This window comes from Neorhizobium huautlense (assembly GCF_030811685.1).
Classification (GTDB): domain Bacteria; phylum Pseudomonadota; class Alphaproteobacteria; order Rhizobiales; family Rhizobiaceae; genus Neorhizobium; species Neorhizobium huautlense_A.
In genome coordinates, this window is record NZ_JAUSRF010000003.1 from 343,809 (window position 1) to 365,740 (window position 21,932).

The 21,932-nt window shown below is 60.0% G+C and carries 22 protein-coding genes and 1 pseudogene; 10 read left to right on the plus strand and 13 right to left on the minus strand.

The features are described 5' to 3' along the window. The first annotated feature begins 53 nt into the window (after positions 1-53). The 3 genes from yghU to J2T09_RS06305 are packed head-to-tail and all read left to right on the plus strand — an operon-like array spanning position 54 to position 1,802. Positions 54-959 carry a glutathione-dependent disulfide-bond oxidoreductase gene (yghU, locus tag J2T09_RS06295; RefSeq protein ID WP_306832294.1) on the plus strand — a complete coding sequence of 302 codons (906 nt, stop codon included), beginning with the start codon at positions 54-56 and terminating at the stop codon, positions 957-959. 11 nt (positions 960-970) lie between these two features. After that, positions 971-1,348 (plus strand): hypothetical protein, encoded by a 378-nt coding sequence (locus tag J2T09_RS06300; RefSeq protein ID WP_306832297.1) that lies wholly within the window; start codon positions 971-973, stop codon positions 1,346-1,348. A gap of 37 nt (positions 1,349-1,385) precedes the next feature. After that, the gene (locus tag J2T09_RS06305) at positions 1,386-1,802 is read left to right on the plus strand and encodes a hypothetical protein (RefSeq protein ID WP_306832299.1); all 417 of its coding nucleotides are present in this window, start codon (positions 1,386-1,388) and stop codon (positions 1,800-1,802) included. On the opposite strand, the gene J2T09_RS06310 is transcribed toward J2T09_RS06305, so the two are convergent. Then, a complete protein-coding gene (locus J2T09_RS06310; protein ID WP_306832301.1) occupies positions 1,799-2,089 on the minus strand; it encodes a hypothetical protein in 291 nt (96 codons plus the stop codon). The genes J2T09_RS06305 and J2T09_RS06310 overlap by 4 nt on opposite strands. A 20-nt stretch (positions 2,090-2,109) precedes the next feature. On the opposite strand from J2T09_RS06310, the gene J2T09_RS06315 reads away from it, so the two are divergent. From J2T09_RS06315 to J2T09_RS06325, 3 genes and pseudogenes are all read left to right on the plus strand, one after another. Further along, positions 2,110-2,400 (plus strand): hypothetical protein, encoded by a 291-nt coding sequence (locus tag J2T09_RS06315; protein WP_306832303.1) that lies wholly within the window; start codon positions 2,110-2,112, stop codon positions 2,398-2,400. Between the two features lie 443 nt (positions 2,401-2,843). Beyond that, complete coding sequence (locus J2T09_RS06320; RefSeq protein WP_306832305.1) at positions 2,844-3,224, plus strand: hypothetical protein; 381 nt, start codon at positions 2,844-2,846, stop codon at positions 3,222-3,224. Between the two features lie 107 nt (positions 3,225-3,331). Beyond that, positions 3,332-3,954 (plus strand): annotated as a pseudogene (locus tag J2T09_RS06325) (TIM barrel protein); the annotation flags it as partial. A 24-nt stretch (positions 3,955-3,978) separates the two neighbouring features. Here the strand turns inward: J2T09_RS06325 and J2T09_RS06330 are convergent. The 6 genes from J2T09_RS06330 to denD all read right to left on the minus strand — a co-directional run bounded on the left by J2T09_RS06330 (position 3,979) and on the right by denD (position 10,268). Beyond that, entirely contained in the window at positions 3,979-4,887 is a 909-nt protein-coding gene (locus J2T09_RS06330) for a carbohydrate ABC transporter permease (RefSeq protein WP_306832307.1), read from the minus strand. A gap of 13 nt (positions 4,888-4,900) precedes the next feature. Further along, entirely contained in the window at positions 4,901-5,833 is a 933-nt protein-coding gene (locus J2T09_RS06335) for a carbohydrate ABC transporter permease (protein ID WP_306832309.1), read from the minus strand. Between the two features lie 91 nt (positions 5,834-5,924). After that, positions 5,925-7,229, minus strand: coding sequence for an ABC transporter substrate-binding protein (locus J2T09_RS06340; protein WP_306832311.1), 1,305 nt, complete (start codon positions 7,227-7,229; stop codon positions 5,925-5,927). A 153-nt stretch (positions 7,230-7,382) separates the two neighbouring features. Beyond that, positions 7,383-8,450 (minus strand): ABC transporter ATP-binding protein, encoded by a 1,068-nt coding sequence (locus J2T09_RS06345; protein WP_306832314.1) that lies wholly within the window; start codon positions 8,448-8,450, stop codon positions 7,383-7,385. 64 nt (positions 8,451-8,514) lie between these two features. After that, the gene (locus tag J2T09_RS06350) at positions 8,515-9,285 is read right to left on the minus strand and encodes an SDR family oxidoreductase (RefSeq protein WP_306832317.1); all 771 of its coding nucleotides are present in this window, start codon (positions 9,283-9,285) and stop codon (positions 8,515-8,517) included. Continuing rightward, on the minus strand, positions 9,282-10,268 hold the full coding sequence (gene denD, locus J2T09_RS06355; protein ID WP_306832318.1) for a D-erythronate dehydrogenase: 987 nt from the start codon (positions 10,266-10,268) through the stop codon (positions 9,282-9,284). The genes J2T09_RS06350 and denD overlap by 4 nt, the downstream gene beginning before the upstream one ends. Before the next feature lie 503 nt (positions 10,269-10,771). Between denD and J2T09_RS06360 the strand changes: the two genes are divergently transcribed. From J2T09_RS06360 to dld, 3 genes are read left to right on the plus strand one after another with little or no spacing between them, the layout of a single operon-like run. Further along, entirely contained in the window at positions 10,772-11,773 is a 1,002-nt protein-coding gene (locus J2T09_RS06360; protein WP_306832320.1) for a LacI family DNA-binding transcriptional regulator, read from the plus strand. Between the two features lie 44 nt (positions 11,774-11,817). Further along, positions 11,818-12,606 carry an HpcH/HpaI aldolase family protein gene (locus J2T09_RS06365; RefSeq protein WP_306832323.1) on the plus strand — a complete coding sequence of 263 codons (789 nt, stop codon included), beginning with the start codon at positions 11,818-11,820 and terminating at the stop codon, positions 12,604-12,606. 14 nt (positions 12,607-12,620) lie between these two features. Further along, positions 12,621-14,330 carry a D-lactate dehydrogenase gene (dld, locus tag J2T09_RS06370; RefSeq protein WP_306832326.1) on the plus strand — a complete coding sequence of 570 codons (1,710 nt, stop codon included), beginning with the start codon at positions 12,621-12,623 and terminating at the stop codon, positions 14,328-14,330. A gap of 26 nt (positions 14,331-14,356) precedes the next feature. Here dld and J2T09_RS06375 read toward each other — a convergent pair whose 3' ends face one another. Continuing rightward, complete coding sequence (locus tag J2T09_RS06375; RefSeq protein WP_306832327.1) at positions 14,357-14,836, minus strand: hypothetical protein; 480 nt, start codon at positions 14,834-14,836, stop codon at positions 14,357-14,359. 183 nt (positions 14,837-15,019) lie between these two features. Between J2T09_RS06375 and J2T09_RS06380 the strand changes: the two genes are divergently transcribed. Further along, positions 15,020-15,988: a dihydrodipicolinate synthase family protein gene (locus J2T09_RS06380; protein ID WP_306832329.1), complete on the plus strand. Its 969-nt coding sequence runs from the start codon at positions 15,020-15,022 to the stop codon at positions 15,986-15,988. Positions 15,989-16,000: 12 nt separating this feature from the next. Here J2T09_RS06380 and J2T09_RS06385 read toward each other — a convergent pair whose 3' ends face one another. The 5 genes from J2T09_RS06385 to J2T09_RS06405 form a co-directional block, all read right to left on the minus strand. Continuing rightward, the gene (locus J2T09_RS06385; RefSeq protein WP_306832331.1) at positions 16,001-18,157 is read right to left on the minus strand and encodes a TonB-dependent receptor; all 2,157 of its coding nucleotides are present in this window, start codon (positions 18,155-18,157) and stop codon (positions 16,001-16,003) included. 231 nt (positions 18,158-18,388) lie between these two features. Beyond that, positions 18,389-19,150, minus strand: a complete 762-nt coding sequence (locus tag J2T09_RS06390) for an iron ABC transporter ATP-binding protein (protein ID WP_306832333.1) — start codon at positions 19,148-19,150, stop codon at positions 18,389-18,391. Continuing rightward, positions 19,147-20,088: an iron chelate uptake ABC transporter family permease subunit gene (locus J2T09_RS06395; RefSeq protein ID WP_306832336.1), complete on the minus strand. Its 942-nt coding sequence runs from the start codon at positions 20,086-20,088 to the stop codon at positions 19,147-19,149. Before J2T09_RS06395 ends, J2T09_RS06390 begins: the two co-directional genes overlap by 4 nt. Next, positions 20,081-21,058 carry an ABC transporter permease gene (locus J2T09_RS06400; RefSeq protein ID WP_306832338.1) on the minus strand — a complete coding sequence of 326 codons (978 nt, stop codon included), beginning with the start codon at positions 21,056-21,058 and terminating at the stop codon, positions 20,081-20,083. The genes J2T09_RS06395 and J2T09_RS06400 overlap by 8 nt, the downstream gene beginning before the upstream one ends. Continuing rightward, a complete protein-coding gene (locus tag J2T09_RS06405; protein ID WP_306832340.1) occupies positions 21,055-21,909 on the minus strand; it encodes a siderophore ABC transporter substrate-binding protein in 855 nt (284 codons plus the stop codon). The genes J2T09_RS06400 and J2T09_RS06405 overlap by 4 nt, the downstream gene beginning before the upstream one ends. Between the last annotated feature and the right edge of the window lie 23 nt (positions 21,910-21,932).

Sequence of the window (21,932 nt, forward strand, 5' to 3'; positions counted from 1 at the left end):
CGGTTTCAGCGTTTTTCATCCGCCAACTGCTATCCAGGCAAAGGACCGTTTTGATGACCGAAAAATCTTCCGCCGACAATTTTCCCGCAGGTTATGAGCCGCCAAAAGTCTGGACCTGGGAAAAGGGCAATGGCGGTCAGTTCGCCAATATCAACCGCCCGATCGCCGGGCCTACGCATGACAAGGAACTGCCGGTCGGCAAACATCCGCTGCAGCTTCATTCGCTCGGCACGCCGAATGGCGTCAAGGTCACTATCATGCTGGAGGAACTGCTGGCAGCCGGTCATAGGGACGCCGAATATGATGCTTGGCTGATCAATATCGGTCAGGGCGACCAATTCGGCTCGGGCTTTGTCGGAATCAATCCGAATTCAAAGATTCCGGCCCTTCTTGATCGTGCCCCGAAGGGTGGTGGCGAGCCGATCCGTGTGTTCGAATCCGCTTCCATCCTCATCTATCTAGCGGAAAAATTCGGCGCCTTCCTGCCGACCGATCTGCGTGCCCGCGCGGAAACCATGAACTGGCTGTTCTGGCAGATGGGCTCTGCGCCGTTCGTCGGTGGCGGTTTCGGCCATTTTTATGCCTATGCGCCGATCAAGATCAAATATGCGATCGACCGCTATGCGATGGAAACCAAACGCCAGCTCGATGTGCTCGATCGTCACCTTGCCGACAACCAGTTCATGGCCGGAAGCGAATACACGATTGCGGACATGGCGATCTGGCCGTGGTATGGCAACCTCGCGCTCGGCCAAGCCTATGGCGATGCCGGTGACTTTCTCGAAGTTCAAGGTTACAAGCACCTGCAACGTTGGACGGCGGAGATTTTCGCGCGTCCCGCCGTGAAGCGTGGGCGCATGGTCAACCGGACATCCGGTGAGCCGTCCGAACAGCTGCGCGAGCGTCACGACGCTTCCGATTTCGACACCAAGACGGCCGACAAGGTCGCAAACACTTAAGGATCAAGACGATGGCAAACCTGCCCGAAATGACCAAACATCGCGGTTTTCCGGGCGGGATGCCAAGCACGGGGATCCAGTTCACCATCCGCCGCGCCAACCCCAAGGGTGTGACGCCGCTGAAGGAAATCCCTCGGCGCAAACGCCCCGGCATGGCCGAACATCGCGTCGACGGGGCGTTTCTGCATGCGCTGTGGCACCACTTCGGTGCCGAACCCTTTGAGCGCGGCAATCTCGATGCCGCACGTCTCAACCTTCTTCTGGGTCGCGAAGTCGTGGCCGCGGACAAGGATTTCGATCCGCTTTCCTACCAGACCATGCTCAGGATCGACGAACGGGTGGCGCGCAAGAGTTTCCCGGAATCGTTCGAGAACTTCTTCGAGATCTGATATACATCGACGATCGACAGGCTGCGGAGGAGACGTGATGCTTGTACCGATCGTTCAGATGGCAAGGTTTTTCGATCCGCTCGGACCTCTGAAGAGGTGGGCGGATCGACAGCGCGGGCACCAGACATGTCTGCATAACGACCGCAAACCGCGCATGAGCCCGGAGGCGGCGCGGCGTGATCACCGTGACATGTTGCGCTTCATGGCGCTCAATGCGCTTGGCGGAATGACGATCGGCCTTGTTGTTGGCGCGGCCCTCATCCTGCTGGATGTCGGTGGCCTGATGGGCTTGCTGGGGCGCGCATCGAACCCGGTCCTGCCGGCGTTTCTGGTCGTGTTTCCGCTCGTATTGCTGTTCGGAGCCGCGGCAGCCGCCACGGCTATTATGACCATGCCATACGAGACGAAATTCCGTGATGAAGATGAGCAGCCACCGCGGAAGGATAGGGGCTAAAGCCGACGATTGTTCGTGGTTTTTGCGGTGCGTCCCGTCACGAAAATCATCACCACCATGCCTGCGGTCAGCAAGGCAGCCCCGATCCATTCGGGAAGCGTCGATGCACTCCTGCAAAGTGCTCCGGCGACCAGCAGTGCGCCACCGAAACCGATCAGCACCAGAGAACTGAGGCAGAACAACCGGCGAAGCAACGGCGCTTTGGAACGGTTGCTGCCGCTATTGTCTTTCAGGAAGCTGCGGTGGCCGTTCGGTCGCCGCGACGTTTCGAAATCGATATCGGTCATGCTGCCAATGCGCCCCTGTTTTGAGCGACATGGTCGCGGATCGCAGTCCTGAGGTCAAGCAGGCTGTTGAAACGGCGCTCGTCAAGATCGATGACCTGAAATTTCACCGCGATGAAGCGATAATCGCCACCCTGCTGAACGGCAATGCCGACAGGAACTCCGGCGTGTTCAATGACTTGTCTGTTCATGATGCTCACCCTGCCCATCCGGGCCTAAAACCGATTGCTCTTCTGAATGATTGGCGTCGAATGCGTTTTGCATTCGCCAAAAATCGGATTGGCAGCAACGGAGGGTGGACCAGCCAAGGTTAATGATGGAAAGAGCGTGCGTTTTTTCGGTGCGAACAATCATTTTTCATCTCCCTGGTTGGTGTGATCGATGCAAAAGTTACAGTCGCATTGCTGTACATTCAATGAAAATGCGCCGGTATTTGTAAAATAAATCAGTCTTTCTATGATCCATGCCGATCTATGGAAATGTATTGTTGCGCCGCACCATCTTTTGGGGATGGAATTTCGCTGCCCGACGCCCGGAAAATTTCCCCCCGGCATCTGATAAGCGCCAAGCGGAAGCGTTATTGCGGTAAATGGCTGACACAGCGAATGTTTTCGCTGACCGCATAAACCATTGAGCGCCAGCCGGGTATCGTGACGTGAGCCATGCCTTTGGTCGGGGGCTTCACGATAAGGCAATTGGCGTGTAAAACGACTGGACTGGTCGACTTGCCCCCACAACGCAGAAACGGAGAAAGCTGATGGCTCATATCCTTCCCGCGCTTGAAAATGGTCACGCGCCGATCACCCTGCAGCAGTATTTTCGCGACTCACTTGAAGCATACGAAGACTGGCAGATCGGCGATCCGGAGCCGGCTCTGGCCGTCGGTTCCGATTCTGTCCCCATATCCGACGTGTTTGTCGCGCTGCGCGGCTGCACGGATGTCGTGCCGGCCAATGTCGTTGGCGGCGTGACGGAACAACTGACAAAACCATGGCAAGGCGAAGGTCCCTTGGACGAGATGACGTTTTCGACCGCGGCTCGGGTCATGGGTGTGCTGGTGCGCAAACGCCAGCACAGCGATGGGCGCATGTCGGCCGTGGTCGAAGGGTATGCACCCACGCCTTGGTATGCGCATTGAATTGCGACTGAAATCACTTTTCGATTGCCCGGCTGTCGCCATCGCGTGGCGGCCGGGCGTGGTCACGCGCTCTCGCGCACCATGAGCTTGCCGAGGAACAGCCGGTTTCCATCATGAACGGCTATCTGACGGGCCGTCTGGCCGATGACGGAAGTGCCGATGAATTGTTAAGTTCTGCGCGGGAGACAGCACAGGTCGGCAAGCGGCTCGGCGTCGCACGGCTTAATCTGCATGGCACCGGTCTTGGCGAAGGGGGCTTGCCTGTTCCCCGAGCGAAATCACGACCGGGCGCATGTGGCTGAAAGCCCGCGACACGCTGGCACGCATCGCCGACATGGCGGCGGAGGAAGGCGTCGTTTACACGCTGGAAAATCTCAATCTGCCCGTTGATCATCCCGGCACGCCTTTTGGTCGGGCGGAGGATACGCTGGCACTGGTCGAAAGCGTCAATCATCCAAGCCTGCGGCTCAATCTCGATCTTTATCATGTGCAGATCGGCGAGGGGAACCTGATCGAAACCTGCCGCACCTGCCTGGCCTTCATTGGCGAAGTCCAGGTGGCCGATGTGCCGGGGCGGTATGAGCCGGGAACCGGCGAGATCAATTATTCCGGCATTGCCCGGGCACTTGCCGAGATGGGGTATCGCGGCCCGGTAGCGCTGGAGAGTTTTGCCAAGGGTGATCCGGTTGCCGCATTGGAAGCATTTCGGGCGGCCTTCACGTTGGCATGACGACCGCCCGGCTTGTGCTTGCTCCTATTCCTTCACCGCTCCGGTCATCGACGACACGTAATAATCGACGAAGAAGGAATAGAGGATCACCACCGGCAGCGAGCCGAACAGCGCGCCGGCCATCAGGGATCCCCATTCAAACACATCGCCGCGCACCAGTTCGGTCAAGACACCGACCGGGATCGTCTTGTTCTCCGAGGACTGGATGAATGTGAGCGCGTAGATGAATTCGTTCCACGACAGCGTGAAGGCAAAGATACCGGCCGAAATCAGGCCCGGCACTGCTAGCGGCAGGATGATCTTGACGAGGATCTGCCAGCGGCTTGCGCCATCCACCAGCGCGCTTTCCTCCAGTTCGAACGGGATCGAGCGGAAATAACCCATCAGCAGCCAGGTGCAGAACGGGATGAGAAAAGTGGGGTAGGTAAAGATCAGCGCCAGACGGCTGTCATAGATGCCCAGCTTGAAAACGATGAAGGCGAGCGGAATGAACAGGATCGACGGCGGGATCAGGTAGGCGAGGAAGATCACCAGTCCGACCTGCCGCGAACCGGTGAAACGGATGCGCTCGATCGCATAGGCGCCGAGCACCGAGGCGACCAGCGACAGCGCCGTGGAGCCGACCGCCACCAGCATCGTGTTCCATAGCCAGCCCGGATAGGAGGTCTCGAAGAACAGGTATTTGATATGGTCGAGCGTGGCGCCGACCACCCAGAACGGGCTGTAATTGTTGTAGTCGGTCAGCTGGTCGTTGGGTTTCACCGCGGTGATCGCCATCCAGTAGAACGGGAACAGCAGTACGAAGGTGAAGACCGCCATCGGCAGGTAGAGCGTCACGACGCGGCGCGGCAGACGGTTGAGATAGCTCATACCCTCGGCATTGTCGGTCAGGACGGTATCAGTCGGGCGAGTAGTCGTGGTTTGCGTGTTCATCGGTCTATCCCCCTCAATCCTGTCCGCCCTGCTGCCATTTGCGGCGTTGCAGGCCAAAGAAGCTGAACATGATGGCGGCGAGCAGGAAGGGCACCATGGCAACGGCGATCGCTGCACCTTCGCCCAGCTGGCCGCCGGGAATGCCGCGCTGGAAGGACAAGGTCGCCATCAGATGTGTGGCATTGACCGGGCCGCCCTTGGTCAGCACGTAGATGAGCTGGAAATCGGTGAAGGTGAACAGCACCGAAAAGGTCATGACCACGGCGATGATCGGGGTGAGCATCGGCAGGGTGACATAGCGAAAGCGTTGCCATCCGCTGGCGCCATCGAGTGAGGCAGCCTCCTGCAACGAGGCGGGAATGGTCTGCAACCCGGCAAGCAGCGAGATCGCCACGAAGGGGATGCCGCGCCAGACATTGGCCAGGATCACCGAGATGCGGGCATTGGTGGCATCGCCGAGAAAGTTGATCGGGCTTTCGATCATGCCCATCTGCATCAGCGACCATGAGATGATCGAAAACTGTGCGTCATAGATCCACCAGAAAGCGAGCGCAGACAGCACGGTCGGCACCACCCAGGGCAGGAGGATGATGGCGCGGAAGAAGGATTTGAACGGCAGATGCTGGTTCAAAAGCAGCGCCAGCCAGAGGCCGAGCGCAAATTTCAGCACCGAGGCGACAAAGGTGTAAAGCACGGTGTTGAACACCGACAGCCAGAACACGTCGTCTTCCATCAGGAACTGGTAGTTTTCCAGCCCGATGAAAATGCCGTCGCGGCCGATGCGGGTATCGGTGAAACCGAGCCAGACGCCTAATCCCAGCGGGTAGGTGAGAAAGCACAAAAGAAAGATCGCCGCCGGCAGCATGAACAGGGCGCCGAGCACATTGTTGTTCTGCAAGAGCGAGGTGAATGGCCCCCGCGTTTCCTTGGTAATCACCGTCGCCATGACAAACCTCCTGATAGGGCCTCCAGATCAGCGATGGCGACACGCCGACCTTTGGAGGTTTCGGCGTGCCGCGTGACGTCATGTGGTCAGGTCAGACGCGGTAATAACGGTTGGCCCGGCGTTCGGCCTCCTTCATGGCGTCTTCCGGCGAACGCTGGCCGGTGACGGCGGCAGCAAACATGTCGACCAGAACGTAATCCGCCATGGTGGCGGCCGAGGCGTAACCGAGCGGGCCGGCATAACCGTTCGGGCGCAGGGTTTCGGACGCACGCGAATAGGGCGCGTGGATCGGGTCGGCGGTCCAGATCGGGTTGGACGCGAAAGATTTGAGTGCCTGGCAGCAATAGGCACTGGAGCCGGTCAGCCACGCATTCATCTGGTCGGCTTCCATCATGAACTTGATATAGGCCTTGGCCGCCTCCGGGTATTTGGTGTGCTTGAACAGCAGCAGCGAACTCGTCTGGTGCAGTTCCACGCTCTTGCCGACCGGGCCGATCGGGAAATTGGTGGTGCGGATGTCGGCAGCAATTTCCGCCAGTTTCGGGTCGCCCTTGGCGGTGTAATAGACCGAAACGCCGTTGGCGATCAGCGACACCTGTCCGGCGAGGAAGGCGCGGTTGTTGTTGACGTCCTGCCAGCTTTCCGTGCCCGGAATGAAGGTAGCGTAAAGCTCCTTGGCGTAGTTGATCGCGGCCAGCGTTTCCGGGCTGTTGATCGTCACCTTACCCTCGGCATCCACCATCTGCGCGCCGTGGCTCCAAAGCAGCCAATGCGCATAGTTGTTGCCGTCACCGACGGCCTTGCCGTGCGGGAAGCCGGCCGGCGTGCCCTTGGCCTTCATCGCCTTGCACAGTTCCAGGAAGCCGGCCGTATCCTTCGGGAATTCGCTGAATCCCGCGGCCTTCATATGGCTGTCGCGGTAAACCACGGCATTGCCGATGGCGGCGAGCGGCATGGCAATGAACTGGTCGCCACGAGCGGCGTAACCGCGCATGCCGTCATACCAGCCACCGTATTTGCCGCCGAGATAATTGGCGAGTTCAGTCAGATCCACCAGCTTGTCCGGATACTGGTGGGCATCGTCGAACCAGCACATCACGAGGTCTGGCCCGGAGCCGACATTGGCGGCAACGGCGGCCTTGGGGCGGATATCCTCCCAGCTTTCCTTGTCGACACGGACTTCGACGCCGGTCGCCTCGGTGAACTTTTTGGTATTGGCAAGCCAGGCGTCTTCATCGCCCTTCACAAACGGCGTCCAGCGCAAGAGCCGAAGGGTTGCACCGCTCTCCGGTTTGTAGGCCGGTTCGGCCTGCGCAAATGTGGGGCGGATGCCAAGACCGGCGACACCGGCGGTGGCGGCGGTTGCTGCGAGAAAGTCACGTCTTCTGATCGTCATGATATTCCTCCTCCAAAATGCGGGAAAGGCTCCCCGGCATTCACTCTCCCGCTTGGTGAATGGCGGCCATTGCATTCTCGTTTTGCAGAATGCGCCGACGGGGATGATGAAACGGGAAGGCTCCTCTTCCTGCCTGTTGCCATCCGCGCGGTATCAGTCGGTCAGTCTCTTGCCGCCCTCTGCGTCGAAGAGATGAACTTTAGCGGCGTCGATCGAGACGCGCAGGTCTTCGCCCGGCTTTGCGCTGACGCGCTCGCGAAAAACGCAATTGGCGTCGATGCCGCCGAGCCGCACCATCAGATGCGTTTCATAACCGGTCGGTTCGATCACGACGATCTCGACGGGCATGCCGTCGGCGTCGAGCGAAATATATTCAGGACGCAGGCCGTAAACGAGATCGCGGCCAACGGCTTCTGCCGGGGCATTGGCGACCGGCAGAATGGTGCCGTCAGTGGCGATGAAACGGCTGCGATCCTGCGGATCGAGTTTTCCCTTGATCATGTTCATGGCCGGCGAGCCGATGAAACCGGCGACAAAAAGGTTGGCCGGCTGGTCGTAAAGGTCCAGCGGGCTGCCGACCTGCTCGACAATGCCGTCATGCATGACGACGATCTTGTCGGCCATGGTCATCGCCTCGATCTGGTCGTGCGTGACGTAGACCGTGGTGGTCTTCAGCCGCTGGTGCAGTTCCTTGATTTCCGCGCGCATGGCGACACGAAGCTTGGCGTCGAGGTTGGAGAGCGGCTCGTCGAAAAGAAACACCTTTGGATCGCGCACAATGGCGCGGCCCATGGCGACACGCTGGCGCTGGCCGCCGGAAAGCTGGCGTGGATACCGTTCCAGCAGCTTGTCGAGACCCAGAATGCCGGCGGCATATTTGACGCGCTTGTCGGCTTCCGCCTTCGGTGCCTTGTTGAGCATCAGCGAAAACGCCATGTTCTGCTCGACCGTCATATGCGGATAAAGCGCATAGTTCTGGAACACCATGGCAATGTCGCGTTCCTTGGGCGGCAGCGTGTTGACCACCTTGCCGCCAATGCTGATCTCGCCGCCGGAAATGTTTTCCAAGCCTGCCAGCATGCGCAGCAGCGTGGATTTTCCGCAGCCGGAGGGCCCGACAAGGATGACGAATTCGCCATCGGCGATTTCGATGTCCACACCCTTGATGACCGGAAATGCGCCGAACGATTTGCGGACATCGGTGAATTGAACGTCTGCCATGCTCCCTCCCTGGGTATTTTACGAATTCCTGTCTTGCTGCTGCATGCGATCGTTGGCGGATGGATCAGCCGCGTCCGACAAAGGGCATTTTTGTCGCCATCACCGTCATCGTCAGCACATTGGCATCGAGCGGCAGGCTCGCCATGTAGGTGACGGCATTGGCGATATGACTGGCATCGATGGTCGGCTCGATGGCGATCTCGCCATTGGCCTGCGCCACGCCCTTCGCCATTTTGCGGGTCATCTCGGTCGAGGCATTGCCGATATCGATCTGACCGCAAGCGATGTCGAAATGCCGACCGTCTAACGCAGTCGATTTGGTAAGGCCGGTGATGGCGTGTTTGGTGGCGGTATAAGGTGCCGTATTGGGGCGCGGCGTGGTGGCTGAAATCGAGCCGTTGTTGATGATACGACCGCCGCGGGGATTTTGCGCCTTCATCATGCGAAAAGCCTGCTGGGTGCAGAGAAACGCACCGGTGAGGTTGGCGGCGACGATGGCGTTCCAGTCTTCGAAGGAGAGTTCTTCCATCGGCACGTTGGGCACGTTGATACCGGCATTGTTCACCAGAAGGTCAAGCCGGCCGTATTTTTCGGAAATCCTGTCGAACAGTGCACGCACCGAGGCGGGGTCGCCGACATCGGCGGAAACGGCCAGAAACTCGGCTCCGGTTTCATTCGCCAATTCTGTCGCTGCTGAATTCAGCACATCCTCGCGGCGACCGGAGATGACCACGGTGTAGCCTGCACCGCCGAGCGCCTTGGCAATCGCCCGCCCGACACCGGTGCCGCCACCCGTGACCAATGCGATCTGTCCGTTTTTATCCGCCAATGTCATGCAATCCTGCCTTCCAACTCGTCTTCGATATGCGCCTGCACGATGTCTTCGAAATTCGTTTCCGCCTTGAAACCGAGCGAAGAGGCTCGTCGTGCATCGAACTGCGTGGCCCAACCGGCGACGATGCGCTCGATTACCGGATCCGGTTCGCGGCGGATCAGCGCCACCGCCTTGTCACCAGCCACACGGCGCAGCGCCTCTATCTCATCAGCGACGAGAGCCGAAAGCCCCGGCATGGTCAGGTTTCTGCGCGGTCCGATTTTCTGGCTGTCGATCGTTGCCGCATGCACGAAAAAGCCGACCGCCGAGCGCGGGCTGGCGAACCAGTGGCGCACCTGATCGCTGACCGGCAGGATGGCCGGTTGGCCGATCAACGGCTCGCGCAGAATGTTGGAAAAGAAGCCCGAGGCTGCCTTGTTCGGCGCACCGGGTCGCACGCAGATGGTCGGTAGACGGATGCCGATGCCATCGAAAATGCCGCGACGGGAATAATCGGCGAGCAGCAGTTCGGCGATCGCCTTCTGGGTGCCGTAACTGGTCAACGGTGTGGTGAAGAAATCGTCCGGGATGATGTCCGGGAAGGGCGTGCCGAACACGGCGATGGACGACGCGAAGATGAAACGCGGAACGTAATGCTCCTTCAGGCCTTCACGGCGGATCGCCTCAAACAGGGCGCGTGTGCCGTCGAGATTGACGGAATATCCCTTGTCGAAATCGGCTTCCGCCTCGCCGGAAACGATGGCGGCGAGGTGAAAGATCAGGTCGGGACGCGTGGCGATCAGTTTCGGGGCTATGGTCGCATCGGCCAGATCCGCCGTCTGCGCGTTAGTGATGGATTGCAGTGCTGCCGGAACCGGCGGCTGGAAGGCATCCACCAGCGTCAGCCGGGTGATCTCGCCACCCAGAACCTGCGGGCTCGATGCAATTCGTTCAGTGAGCTTGCGACCGACCATGCCTGCCGCGCCCAGAATCATTACATGCATTCCGGCTTCTCCTCCCAGTGTCGCCTCAATGTCATCGTCGATCTTTTCGCCGCGTGGTTCGCTCCTCGTTTCAAACCACGTGGCATTCATGCGGCCATGGATAATGCTCCCTGGGCTCCCGGTGCTTCCTGCAACCTGTGGGTCATCCTAGCATGCACGAACGGGGGCAGGGTGCAATCGGACGAATGTCGGATTGCACCGGTGCCGGCAGCCGCCCGCGCCGGTGCGCGCACCATCTCTCTCACGCAAGACATGCATGTGGAATTGGCGCGGCGAACAGCCCGCGCGGCAGTCATGATCGTCGATTTTTCGGTATCCTGCACGGCGCTTCCTCCCCAGGAGCCACACAAGTTTCGGCACCTGATAACGGTACCGGTATCGGTAACATGGGCGATTTTTTTGGTTTATGTCAAGCGCGGACGGTTTTCCTTCGATCACAAACGCCCTATGACTATCTCAGCCGCTCACGATGCGGCCTCTGGAATTTCGGGGATCCTTTCGGGATGCGCAGATCCACTCTGGAAGAAGTTGCAGCACTCGCCGGCGTCAGCAAGATGACGGCGTCGCGGGCGTTGCGCGGTGCTTCCGATGTCGCGCATGATACCCGTGAACGGGTTCGAAAAGCGGCCGAAAAGTTGAGTTATGTCGGCAACCGGCTGGCGCTTTCCCTTTCGTCACAGCGCACCAATCTTGTCGCGGTGGTCGTGCCCAGCATGTCCAATACCGTGTTCCCGGAGGTGCTGTCGGGCATCAATGCGGGGCTGGTGGGGTCCGGCATGCAGGCGGTTTTCGGTATCTCCGATTACGATGAAGAAAAAGAGCGCGAGATCATTCGCGACATGCTGTCCTGGCAGCCATCGGCGATCATCGTGACCGGGCTCGATCAGCCGGACGATACCGTCGCCATGCTGAAAAGCGCGGGAATTCCTATCATCCAGCTGATGGATCTCGATGGCACGCCGGTGGATTTTAATGTCGGCCTGTCACACGGAGAGGCCGGTCGCGACATGGCGGTGGCACTGTTGGCGGCGGGGCGCCGAAAGATCGCCTATGTCGGCAGCGCCCTTGAAAAGGATCTTCGCGCGGTGAAGCGCATGACCGCGTTCGCGGGTGTGCTGGCCGCCCAGGGGCTGTCCTTCGTGGCGGAGCAGGTGGATGACGGTTTTTCGTCTATCGCGCGTGGCAAGCGGCTGACCGCCCGGCTGCTGGCATCGAACCCGGATATCGATTGTATCTATTATTCCAATGATGACATGGCGGCTGGCGGTTTGTTCTGTTGCATGGAAATGGGCATTCCGGTGCCCTCGCAGATCGTGCTTGCCGGCTTCAACGGTCTCGACCTGACCGAGGCACTGCCGGCACCGATCGCGACCAGCAAATCCCCGCGCCGGGCAATGGGAGAGGCCGCGGCACGGCTGATCACCGACATCATGCGAAATGCCAGCGAAACAGGCCCCAAGACGATTGTGTTCAAGCCGCCGATCACGGGGCTGAGGACGGTCTGATCGGAGGTGTTCATGCACGAAATTCGAGGAGTGACGGGAGCGACATGAGCGAGAATAAGTTCAAGACGGCCATTGGAAGCGGACAGCAGCAGATCGGGCTTTGGCTCTCTACCGGCGAGGCTGTCGTCGCCGATATCGTCGGCCGCACCGGTTTCGACTGGCTGGTGATCGATGGCGAGCATGGGCCGAACGATCTGCGCAGCATCATGCGGCAGCTGCAGGTTCTGGATGGGTTGCCGGTCGAGCCGGTGGTGCGGCCGCCGGTCGGATCCAAATGGATGATCAAGCAATTGCTCGATATCGGTGCCCGCACGCTACTGATCCCGATGGTCAATACGCCGGAAGAGGCGGCCGAATGCGTGCGCTCCGTGCGTTATCCCCCAAACGGTGATCGTGGCATGGGCGCGATTGTCGCGCGAGCATCACGTTACGGCACGGTGAGCGATTATGCCGCGCAGGCCAGCGACGAGATCTGCCTTCTGGTTCAAGTCGAAACGAAGGAAGCGCTGGAAAACCTTGAAGCCATTGCAAAAACCGATGGTGTCGACGGTGTATTCATCGGCCCGGCCGATCTTTCTGCGGATATCGGAAAGCCGCTGAAAAGCGACGAGGTTCTGTCGGCGATCGATCAGGCGATCGAAACCATCGTTGCTGCCGGCAAACCGGCCGGCATCCTCACCTTCGACGAGGAACTGAACCGCCGCTTCATCGCCAGGGGTGCGAGCTTCGTGGCGGTCGGTGCCGATGTTACCGTGCTTCTGACGACGCTGGCTTCGCTTTCGGGGCGCTACAAGAATGGTGGGGCCGAGCCCATGAAAGTCACCAGTTATTGAGGGCAGGGAAGGGAATGAACGATCTTCTCGAAAAACTTCGCGATGCCGTTGGCCGTCGCCATGTGCTGACAGGCGACACGGAAACCCGGCGTTTCCGCCAGGGATACCGCTATGGCGGCGGTGCGGCGGTGGCCGTGGTGCGGCCCGGCACGCTGGTGGAGATGTGGCGCGCGCTGCAGGCCTGCCATCAGGCCGGCGTCGTCATCATCATGCAGGCCGCCAATACCGGCCTGACCGGCGGTTCGACACCGGTGCCGGAAGGGTATGACCGGCCGGTGGTGGTGATCAACACGCTGCGTCTTCGGCGGCTCGATCTCGTCAATCGCGGCCAGCAGGTGGTGTCGCATCCGGGTGTGACGCTCGACCAGCTGGAAAAGGCGCTGCGGCCGATCGGCCGCGAACCGCATTCGGTGATCGGCTCGAGTTGCATCGGCGCTTCCGTGACCGGTGGTGTGTGCAACAATTCCGGCGGCGCGCTGATCCGGCGCGGCCCCGCCTTCACGCAGTTTGCGCTCTATGCCCGCGTCGATGCGAATGGCGAGCTACGACTGGTCAACAATCTCGGCATAACGCTGGGGGATGCGCCCGAAGACATCCTGCGACGGCTCGATGAGGGCCGTTTCGACGAAGGTGATATCGTCGAGGTCTCGAACCTCCACGCTTCCGACCATGAATATTGCGACCATGTCCGCGATATTTCCGCCGATACGCCGGCACGCTTCAATGCCGATCCGCGCCGCCTTTACGAGGCCTCCGGCTCGGCCGGCAAGCTCGCCGTCTTTGCGTTGCGGCTCGATACGTTTGCCGCCGATGATGAGGCGCAGGTGTTTTATATCGGCAGCAACGATCCGGCAGAGCTCGAAACCATCCGCCGCGACATTCTTGGCGGTTTTGCCAACCTACCGATTGCTGGCGAATACATGCACCGCTCCGCCTATGATGCGAGTGCGCGTTACGGCAAGGACTTGTTTGTCTACATTCAGGCCTTTGGCACGGATAAGGTGCCGCTGGCGTTTTCGTGGAAAAGCCGCTTCGATGGTTTGACCGAAAAGCTGGGACTTGGCGGCGCGATCAGCGATCGCATCCTGCAATTCATCTTCGACCGCATGCCCAATCATCTGCCACGCCGCATGAACGAATATCGCGATCGCTTTGAACATCATCTGCTTTTGAAGATGGGAGATGCCGGAATTGATGAAGCGCGGGACTATCTGGTAGAGCGTTTTCCGTCAGCAAACGGCGACTATTTCGAATGCGATGACAAGGAAGGTGCTGCGGCACTGCTCAACCGGTTTTCCGTGGGGGGCGCGATGGTGCGTTATCGCGCCGTGCATCCGAAAACGGTGGAGGATATCGTCGCGCTCGACATCGCCCTGCCGCGCAACACAATCGACTGGTTCGAGCGCCTGCCGCCGGAAATTGCAAAAAAGATCGATTTCACAATGTATTGCGGGCACTTCTTCTGCCATGTTCTGCATCAGGAATATCAGGTGAAGAAGGGCGAGGATTGCGAGGCGATCAAACACGATATTCTGGCGCTGCTGAAGGCGCGCGGCGCGGAATATCCGGCGGAGCACAATGTCGGCCACCTTTATGGAGCCGCCGAAAGCCTGAAGGCGTTTTACCGCGAACTCGATCCGACCAACGTGTTTAATCCGGGGATCGGCAAGACCTCGCTCAAGCTCGACTGGAAGGATGCCGGCCATTACGGCCGGCAGGCCTGAAGCCGAAAGGTTCTTAATCCGTTGCGTTATGCTGCACTGTTTCCGGCAGTATCTGCGCCGTCCTGCGTGTCGATACCGAGTGCCTGCTTGATGGCCTCGCGGATTTCCGCCTCGATAGCCTCGCGCTGTTCCGCCGGCATTCTGGCAAGATCTTCCTCGGTCAGGTTTTTCTCTTCGAGATATTTGGCGCGCAGGATTTCGGCGAGGCTCCTGTTGGCCAGATCGCCGAATTCCTGCTCGGCATCGGTGCGGGTCTCGCCGCCATCCTGCCATACGTCTTCCTGCTTGGCGCTCGCGGCATTGCTGGACGTTAGGTCCCAGAGCGCGCTCGACAGTTTTGCCGAAGCGCCGTCGTCCGAGCCGATCTGCCCGCCAGTCAGGGCGGAAGATACGGTGCTGCGTGTGTTCGCCGGGCTTTCCGATGGTGTGGAGTTTGTCTGGGATTTGCCGGCCGTCAGGCCTGAATAGATGGCGTATGAATAGGTGGTGCTACCAATGATCGTCATAATCGACATCCTCGTGAAACCGAGGAAGGCCTAACAACCCAAACCTGCACGAAACTGTCTTGCGCTCGGCTTTGTGGTGGTCGTTCGGCTATGGAAGCTTTATGCGGTTCTGTTGTGCATACACTCGATTTCCTATGCGCATCGGGCGTACGTCATGCCGTCTTGCGAAACGAGGAGACGAAGGTGACTGCACGACTTGCAAACATCAGAACGGTTACGGCGCTGATCACGCCTTTTACCGGTGACACCGTGGATCGCCGCGCCCTTGCGACGTTTGTCGATTGCCAGCGCAGGGCCGGTATCGATGCGGTCATCATCTGCGATGTTATCGGCGAAGGTTATGCGTTGAGCGACGACGAACGCGACATTATCCTTTCCACCTGCCTTGAACGGGCCGAGGGCCGGCTCGCGGTGCTGGTTGCCACGGGCACTTACGCAACCGAACGCAGCATCATGTTGACCCAGCGCGCGCAGGAACTTGGCGCGGACGGATTGCTGGTGACGGTACCCTATTATTCCAAGCCGACCAGGGCCGGCATCGTCTCCCACTTTCGAGCCATTGCCGGCGCAACCCATCTGCCGGTCATCATCGACGATGATCCGCTCAGGACGGTCGTCGAAGGTGGCGCCATGCTGCTTTCGGCACTTTCGGACGTGCAGAATGTCGTCGGGGTTCGTCATGGCGCAGGCCGTCTTGCCGCCTTTGCGCAACTCGAGCCGGTGCTGCGCCGGCGTTATCACCATTATTGCGCAGACGAGATTGATCTTCCCGCCTTTCTGGCCTGCGGCGGCCACGGGATGATGTCATCCTACGGCAATCTTTTTCCCTTCCGGCTGGCGGCCATCGGGCGCGGCTTTGCGGGCGCGGTCGGTCAGTTTCGGCGTGAAATGGCAGCACTTCTCGATGCGACGCACGGTCAGTGGGATGCCGCCGTGATCAAGACGGCTTGCGCCATCCTGCACGGCGATTCAGCCGGCGTCAGGTTGCCGATGGTCGAGCCGGATACCGAGATTAGCGATGCCGTTCGCCGGGTGTTGATCACCCTCGACGCGCCGGCCGGAGCATCGCCGCCGCAGGCGGTTGCCCGTTCGATTGCCGAGATGGCCCCACCATCACAGATGCGGCCATCTCGTTGTTCAAAGCAAGCCTAAAGGTTCGCAGCGTCAGAAATCGAACGACGCGGACAGCTTGAACGTGCGGGGAGCGCCAGCGGCGAGGAAGCCGCGGGCCGAAGACGCCCAGTAGTTTTCATCGAAGACGTTCTGGACGTTTGCCCGGATCTCGACCGGCTTGCCGTTCAACCCTTCCGTCTTGTAGCGCGCGCCGAGATCGACACGTGTCCAGCCATCGACCTTCTGGGTATTGGCCCGGTCATAATAGGTGCTGCCGCTGTGGAGGACACGACCGGTCAGGGTAAAACCTTCCACCCAGGGCGTGTCGTATTCGCCATAGAGGCTGATCGTGGTTTTTGGAACGCCCGGTACGCGGCTTCCACCCGCGGCTTTCGCCTGCGTGAAAGTCACCCCACCAAGAAGGCGAACGCCATCAATCGGCTCGCCGAACGCAGACAGTTCGACGCCCCTGTTGGTCTGAAGACCATCGACAGAAAAGACGTTCGTTAGCGGATCAGTGTAGCCGCTTTCCTGTGTGATCTCGAACAGGGCCGCAGTAACCGCCATCGAACCGAAATCATATTTGATCCCGATTTCCTTCTGGTCATGGACAAAGGGCGAGAACACTTCGTTGGCATTGGCGGCGGTCGCCGGAGCAATTGGTCCTTCCGTCAGCGCCTCGACGTAATTGGCATAAACGGAAAGATTGTCGGTCACGCGCAGGTTTGCCGCCACGGCAGGGCTGAACCGCGATTCCTCGTAAAAGTAGTTTTGCACGCCGACCGGACCTCTGTCGGGCCGGGTGTTGAAACCTCTCGAGCGAATCTGCTGATAGCGACCGCCTACCGTCACTTCCAGGCGATCGTCGAAGAAGGACAAGGTATCCGAGATCGCCAAGCTGGTGGAAAGCAGATCGGCAAAAAGCGGCAGATCGCTTGATCGCGGCAGGGCACCGATGTTGACCGATCCGTCCGGCAGATAAATCGGATTGTAGATGTTGGTAGGGTAGGAGCCGGGAAGGCCGAGTGCACCGGGAACGAAACCGCCTCTATAATTTTCGTTGAGACTTTGCTGCAGCGAGAGGCTGACCTTGTGTCCGACCGGGCCGGTGTCGAATTCCGAACGCAGGCCGATCTCGCCGGAAAAGCCCTGAATCTGTTGCGGCTGGATAGCCAGCTCCGAGATCGCGTCGCCGTTCGCATTCTGGATCGTATAGGACGAGGTCAGAAAATCCTCGCGGTAACGGCTCGCGCCGGCTGCGGCATAGATCGTCGTGTTGTCGAGAATATCGTATTCGATACGGGCAGCCGCCATGTTGTGCGTGCTGTCATGATATTCAAACGGGCTTGCGGTGTTTATCTTTCCATCAGGAGCGTCCGGGATGACAATGCCGGGGCGGGCGGCATTGAAGAGAGATGTCGGCGCGTCGATATTCTGGGTCGAGTGGTTCAGGTCCAGCGAAGCGCGAACATCTTCGCCGCGGTAATCGATCCCCAGCGAGGCAACGCCGACCTCGATGTCATTATGATCCATGCCGGTCTGGCCGAAGCGGTAGGCGGCGTTGCCGCGTATGCCCCATTCGCCGGCGGGACCGAAGCGACGGCCCACATCGGCATGGGTCCACAACTGGCTATCGCTCATGTAGGTGGTGGTGAGCCGGGTCAGCGGTTGGTCCGCCGCGCGTTTCGGGATCAGGTTGATGGTGCCGCCGACACGCCCGATGCCGCCGTTTACAAAGGCGGTCGGGCCCTTGAGGATCTCGATCCGCTCTATGCTTTCGGCGAAGCTGCGCCTTGGATTGGCGATATAGGGGAGGCCGTCGTAAAGGACGTCGAGATTGACCACGGAAAAGCCGCGAATGAAAAAGGAGTCGCGCTCGCTATAGCCCGGCGCGTCCAGGCGGACGGACGGATCGTTCTGGGCAATGTCGGCGACGGTCTGCGCCTGCTGGTCGCGGATCAGCTTTTCCGTATAGGATGTCACGCTGAATGGCGTCTGTAGAACCGAGCGGTTGCCGAGTGCGCCGATGCGAGCGCCCTGGGCAACCTGGTTTCCTGCATATGCTGCCGAAGGTTGGCCGACCGTGCCTGTTTTCGGGGGCTCGCCATCTGACGTAGCGGTCACAACGATCGGTCCGAGTGTCGTCGCGGACGCGGTTTGATCGCGCTCCGCGCGGCTCGTCTCCTGCGCCTGTGCGGCGGCCGACATAGCGAGCAGCGATACTCCCGCCAGAACAGCGTAGCTGCGGCCCCTCGAACCTATATGAAAATTGCCCCTCGACATTTCTATTCCTCGTCCCCTGTTCCAAAATTAGGCCGATCCGCAGGCGTCATGCATGCGTTCAGGCTAATGACGATCGGGGGGAGGATATTTTTCAGCGGGATGCGGAAAATTTGCTGAAAATGCAGGGATTGATCGCTTGAGGGATAGAGCCCGGTGTCACTTCGTGAAAGGCAACGCCACCGGCTGCCCGTCAATCAGTGTGACGGGGATGTCGAAACCATAGATGAGCCTGAGCGTCTCCGTGGTGACAAGTTCGCGCGGTGGCCCGTCGGCGACGACCTGGCCGTGTTTCATCGCAATGATGCGATCCGAAAACCCGCCGCCGTAATTGATGTCGTGCAGGACGGTGACGATCGTCTTGCCCCTTTCATCGGCGATCCATCGCAGCAGGCGCATCAATTCGCGCGAAAAATACATGTCGAGATTGTTCAGGGGTTCATCAAGAAGCAGGTAGTCGGTGTCCTGGCAGAAAGCCATTGCGACCAGTGCCCGTTGCCGCTGGCCGCCTGACAGGGTTTCGAGAAAGCGGCCGGCGAGGTCAGTCAGATCGAAAAGTTTCAGCGCTTCGCCCACCATGTCGGCGTCGGCCTGTGTCACATGTCCGCGATTGTGCGGAAAACGTCCGAAACCGACCAGCTCCTTCACCGTCAGTCGGCTGCCGACCTGATTGTCCTGCCGAAGAATGGCGATCTTTTTCGCCATTTCGCGGCTCGGGGTCGTATCGACGGGCAGGTCATCGATGGTGATCGAACCGGCCTGCAACGACTGCAGGCGTGAGATGAGGCTGAGAAGCGATGACTTTCCGGCGCCGTTCGGTCCGATTAGCGCGGTCACACCGCCCTTCGGAATGGTCAGGGAAACATTTTTCAGGATTTCCGCGGCCCCGTATTGCAGAGAGACCTGTTCGATACGGATCATGTGCGGCTCCCGCGCCAGAGCAGAATGAGAAAGACCACGCCGCCGGCAAATTCGATGACGACGCCAAGCGTCGAACTGTTGCCGAGACCGTGCTGAAACAGCGTTTGCCCACCGACCAGAACGATGATGGAAACCAGTGCCGTGGCTGGGATCAGAACCGCATGCCGGCGGGTTTTGACGATCCGTTCGGACAGGGCGACCAGCAGCAGCCCGAGAAAGGCGACCGGGCCGACCAGCGTCGTCGAGACGGCCACCAGCGCACAGACCAGAAGAAGGCAGGCGATCTGGGTCTTGCGCCATTCGATACCGAGGCCGATCGCCGCGTCACGGCCAAGCGCGACGATGTCGAGGATATGGCGCGCACGCCAGATGCCGGCCAGTGCTGCCGCTGTCAGCAGAGAGGCGATGAGAACGAGGTCCGTTTCGACATCGTTGAAGTTGACGAAACTGCCGGTCTGCACGACCGCGTAATCATTGGGATCGATCAGCCGGGCCAGAAGCGAATGCAGACTGCGAAACAGCACGCCCACCACGACGCCGCACAGAAGCATCAGCCCCGTATCCCATCGTGCCCGCAACATCGGCAGAATGAGGCCACACGCCATGGTCATCAGCAACACGATCTCGCCGAAAAATTTCAGGCGGGCGTCCAGCGTCGCATAGGCCAATCCTCCGAAAAGGAAGACCAGGAGAATTTGCCCGAACACGTAAAGGGCATCGATCCCCATGATCGAGGGCGTCAGTATGCGGTTTGCGGTAACGGTCTGGAACACAACCGTGGAGATGGCGATTGCGATGCCGACTTCGACCAGCGCTGCCAGCCTGACCAGCCGCAATTCGAGCACGAAGGCGAGATTGCCGCGCAGCCCGAGCGTCATGAAACAGACGATGCAGGCAAGGGCCGACAAAGCCAGGATAATCAGGCCACGGTTATGCATCGGTGTGCCGGCGGAACAGGAGAAACAGGAAGAGGATGGCGCCGACCACGCCCATCACCGTGCCGACGGGAATCTCGTAAGGGAAACGGATCAGTCGTCCGAGAATATCGCAGCCGAGCACGAGGATTGCACCCGACAGCGCCGTTGCGGGCAGTGTCGCACGCATGTTGTCGCCCATCAGGCGGGAAACAAGGTTGGGCACGACCAGCCCGACGAACGGGATGATGCCGATGACGACGACGGTGACCGCGGAAATCACGGCGATGATAACGAGACCGATCTGCAGCATGCGCGCATAATCGATGCCGAGGCCGATGCTGGTTTCGCGGCCGAGCGCCATGATCGTCAGGCGATCGGCAATCAGCCATGCGACGGCAACCAGAATGGCGCCAAGCCAGAGAAGTTCATAACGACCGCGCAGCACGCCGGAAAAATCGCCATTGCTCCAGACCGACAGATATTGCAGCAGGTCCGTCTGCCAGGCGATGAAGGTCGCGGCGGCACCGATGACGCCGCCATAGACGAGGCCGAACAGCGGCACGAGGTACGGCTGGGTTGCAGGCAGCCGGTGCGCCGTCATCAGAAACAGGGCGGTTCCAGTGACGGCGGCAAGGCTTGCCGCAAGCGCCTTCCAGCCCAGCGCTGCGGCCGGCCACAAAATGGTGACCAGTAGAATACCGAGTTCGGCCGATTGCGCGGTTCCGGCAGTTGCCGGCTCGACAAAACGGTTGCGGGCGATCGCCTGCATGATCAGGCCCGCGATCGCCAGGCCTGCTCCGGCAAGTACGGCGGCAAGCGTGCGCGGCAGCCGGCTGATCGCCAGAATTTCGGTGTCGCCCGAGGCGTGCCACAGATCGGCGAGCGAGGTACCGCCGGCGCCGACGCCAAGGCTGATCAGGCACAACAGGGTGAGCATGATGCTCGCCAATATCGGCAGTGTTGCCGGATTGCGGAATGTGAGAGCGATCATCTTGCCGACGAAAACGCCTCGCCGATGGCGGAAAGGACGCGCGTCGTCGCCTGGATGCCGCCGGCGGCGATGTAGAAATCGGCGGCCGGAAGATAGATGACCTGCCCCTTTTTCCATGCTGTCGTACCCGCCACCAGTTCATTGTCCAGTGTGGCGCGGGCGCCCTGTTCGCCAGAGCTTATGGCTGCCGCGCGATCGACCACCAGCAGCCAGTCCGGATTGGCCTTGCGGATGAATTCGAAGGAGATCGCTTCTCCATGGGTGGCTGCCTGCATGTCCGGCACTGTGGGGGGCAGGTCAAGCGTGGTGTGCACCCAGCCGAAACGTGAGCCGGGTCCATAGGCCGTCACCTTCGGGCCATTGGTCATGACGATAAGGCCGCTGCCCTTGCCGGCAACGGCTGTGCGGGCCGTCTCTATCACCTTGTCCAGTTCGTAGGTGATCACCTGAGCCTCGGCCTGCTTGCCGAATAAAGCGCCGTAATCTGCAAGCCGATGTTTTGCCTGTTCCACCAGGTCGTCGCCATCCATCGTCATGTCGATGCTGGTCGCCACGCGGGTGGTGGATTCGAGTTTCGGCGAGGAGCGTCCGCCAAGCACGATGAGATCGGGCGCGAGCGCGCTGAGTGCTTCCAGATCCGGCTCAAAAATATTGCCGACCGCTTCCGCGCCGGATTTGAGATGGTCGAGTTGCGGAAGATAGAGCTTTTCCGGCACACCGGCGGGCTTGATGCCGAGGGCGTCGAGCGTATCGAGTGCGGCCAGATCGAACACGGCGACACGCTGCGGCTGTTCGGCAATATCGACCTGGCCGCGCGCTGTCGTGATCTGCGCCGCATGGGCGACGCTCATCAATAGAATGCTTATGATGCAGA

Coding starts and splice junctions, on each gene's coding strand:
- J2T09_RS06310 (WP_306832301.1), bottom strand. CDS start 2,089: ATGACCGATATCGATTTCGAAACGTCGCGGCGACCGAACGGCCACCGC.
- J2T09_RS06395 (WP_306832336.1), bottom strand. CDS start 20,088: ATGCATAACCGTGGCCTGATTATCCTGGCTTTGTCGGCCCTTGCCTGC.
- J2T09_RS06300 (WP_306832297.1), top strand. CDS start 971: ATGGCAAACCTGCCCGAAATGACCAAACATCGCGGTTTTCCGGGCGGG.
- denD (WP_306832318.1), bottom strand. CDS start 10,268: ATGCATGTAATGATTCTGGGCGCGGCAGGCATGGTCGGTCGCAAGCTC.
- J2T09_RS06350 (WP_306832317.1), bottom strand. CDS start 9,285: ATGACATTGGCGGATAAAAACGGACAGATCGCATTGGTCACGGGTGGC.
- J2T09_RS06305 (WP_306832299.1), top strand. CDS start 1,386: ATGCTTGTACCGATCGTTCAGATGGCAAGGTTTTTCGATCCGCTCGGA.
- yghU (WP_306832294.1), top strand. CDS start 54: ATGACCGAAAAATCTTCCGCCGACAATTTTCCCGCAGGTTATGAGCCG.
- J2T09_RS06365 (WP_306832323.1), top strand. CDS start 11,818: ATGAGCGAGAATAAGTTCAAGACGGCCATTGGAAGCGGACAGCAGCAG.
- dld (WP_306832326.1), top strand. CDS start 12,621: ATGAACGATCTTCTCGAAAAACTTCGCGATGCCGTTGGCCGTCGCCAT.
- J2T09_RS06400 (WP_306832338.1), bottom strand. CDS start 21,058: ATGATCGCTCTCACATTCCGCAATCCGGCAACACTGCCGATATTGGCG.
- J2T09_RS06405 (WP_306832340.1), bottom strand. CDS start 21,909: ATGAGCGTCGCCCATGCGGCGCAGATCACGACAGCGCGCGGCCAGGTC.
- J2T09_RS06390 (WP_306832333.1), bottom strand. CDS start 19,150: ATGATCCGTATCGAACAGGTCTCTCTGCAATACGGGGCCGCGGAAATC.
- J2T09_RS06385 (WP_306832331.1), bottom strand. CDS start 18,157: ATGTCGGCCGCCGCACAGGCGCAGGAGACGAGCCGCGCGGAGCGCGAT.
- J2T09_RS06340 (WP_306832311.1), bottom strand. CDS start 7,229: ATGACGATCAGAAGACGTGACTTTCTCGCAGCAACCGCCGCCACCGCC.
- J2T09_RS06335 (WP_306832309.1), bottom strand. CDS start 5,833: ATGGCGACGGTGATTACCAAGGAAACGCGGGGGCCATTCACCTCGCTC.
- J2T09_RS06345 (WP_306832314.1), bottom strand. CDS start 8,450: ATGGCAGACGTTCAATTCACCGATGTCCGCAAATCGTTCGGCGCATTT.
- J2T09_RS06320 (WP_306832305.1), top strand. CDS start 2,844: ATGGCTCATATCCTTCCCGCGCTTGAAAATGGTCACGCGCCGATCACC.
- J2T09_RS06330 (WP_306832307.1), bottom strand. CDS start 4,887: ATGAACACGCAAACCACGACTACTCGCCCGACTGATACCGTCCTGACC.
- J2T09_RS06360 (WP_306832320.1), top strand. CDS start 10,772: ATGCGCAGATCCACTCTGGAAGAAGTTGCAGCACTCGCCGGCGTCAGC.
- J2T09_RS06375 (WP_306832327.1), bottom strand. CDS start 14,836: ATGACGATCATTGGTAGCACCACCTATTCATACGCCATCTATTCAGGC.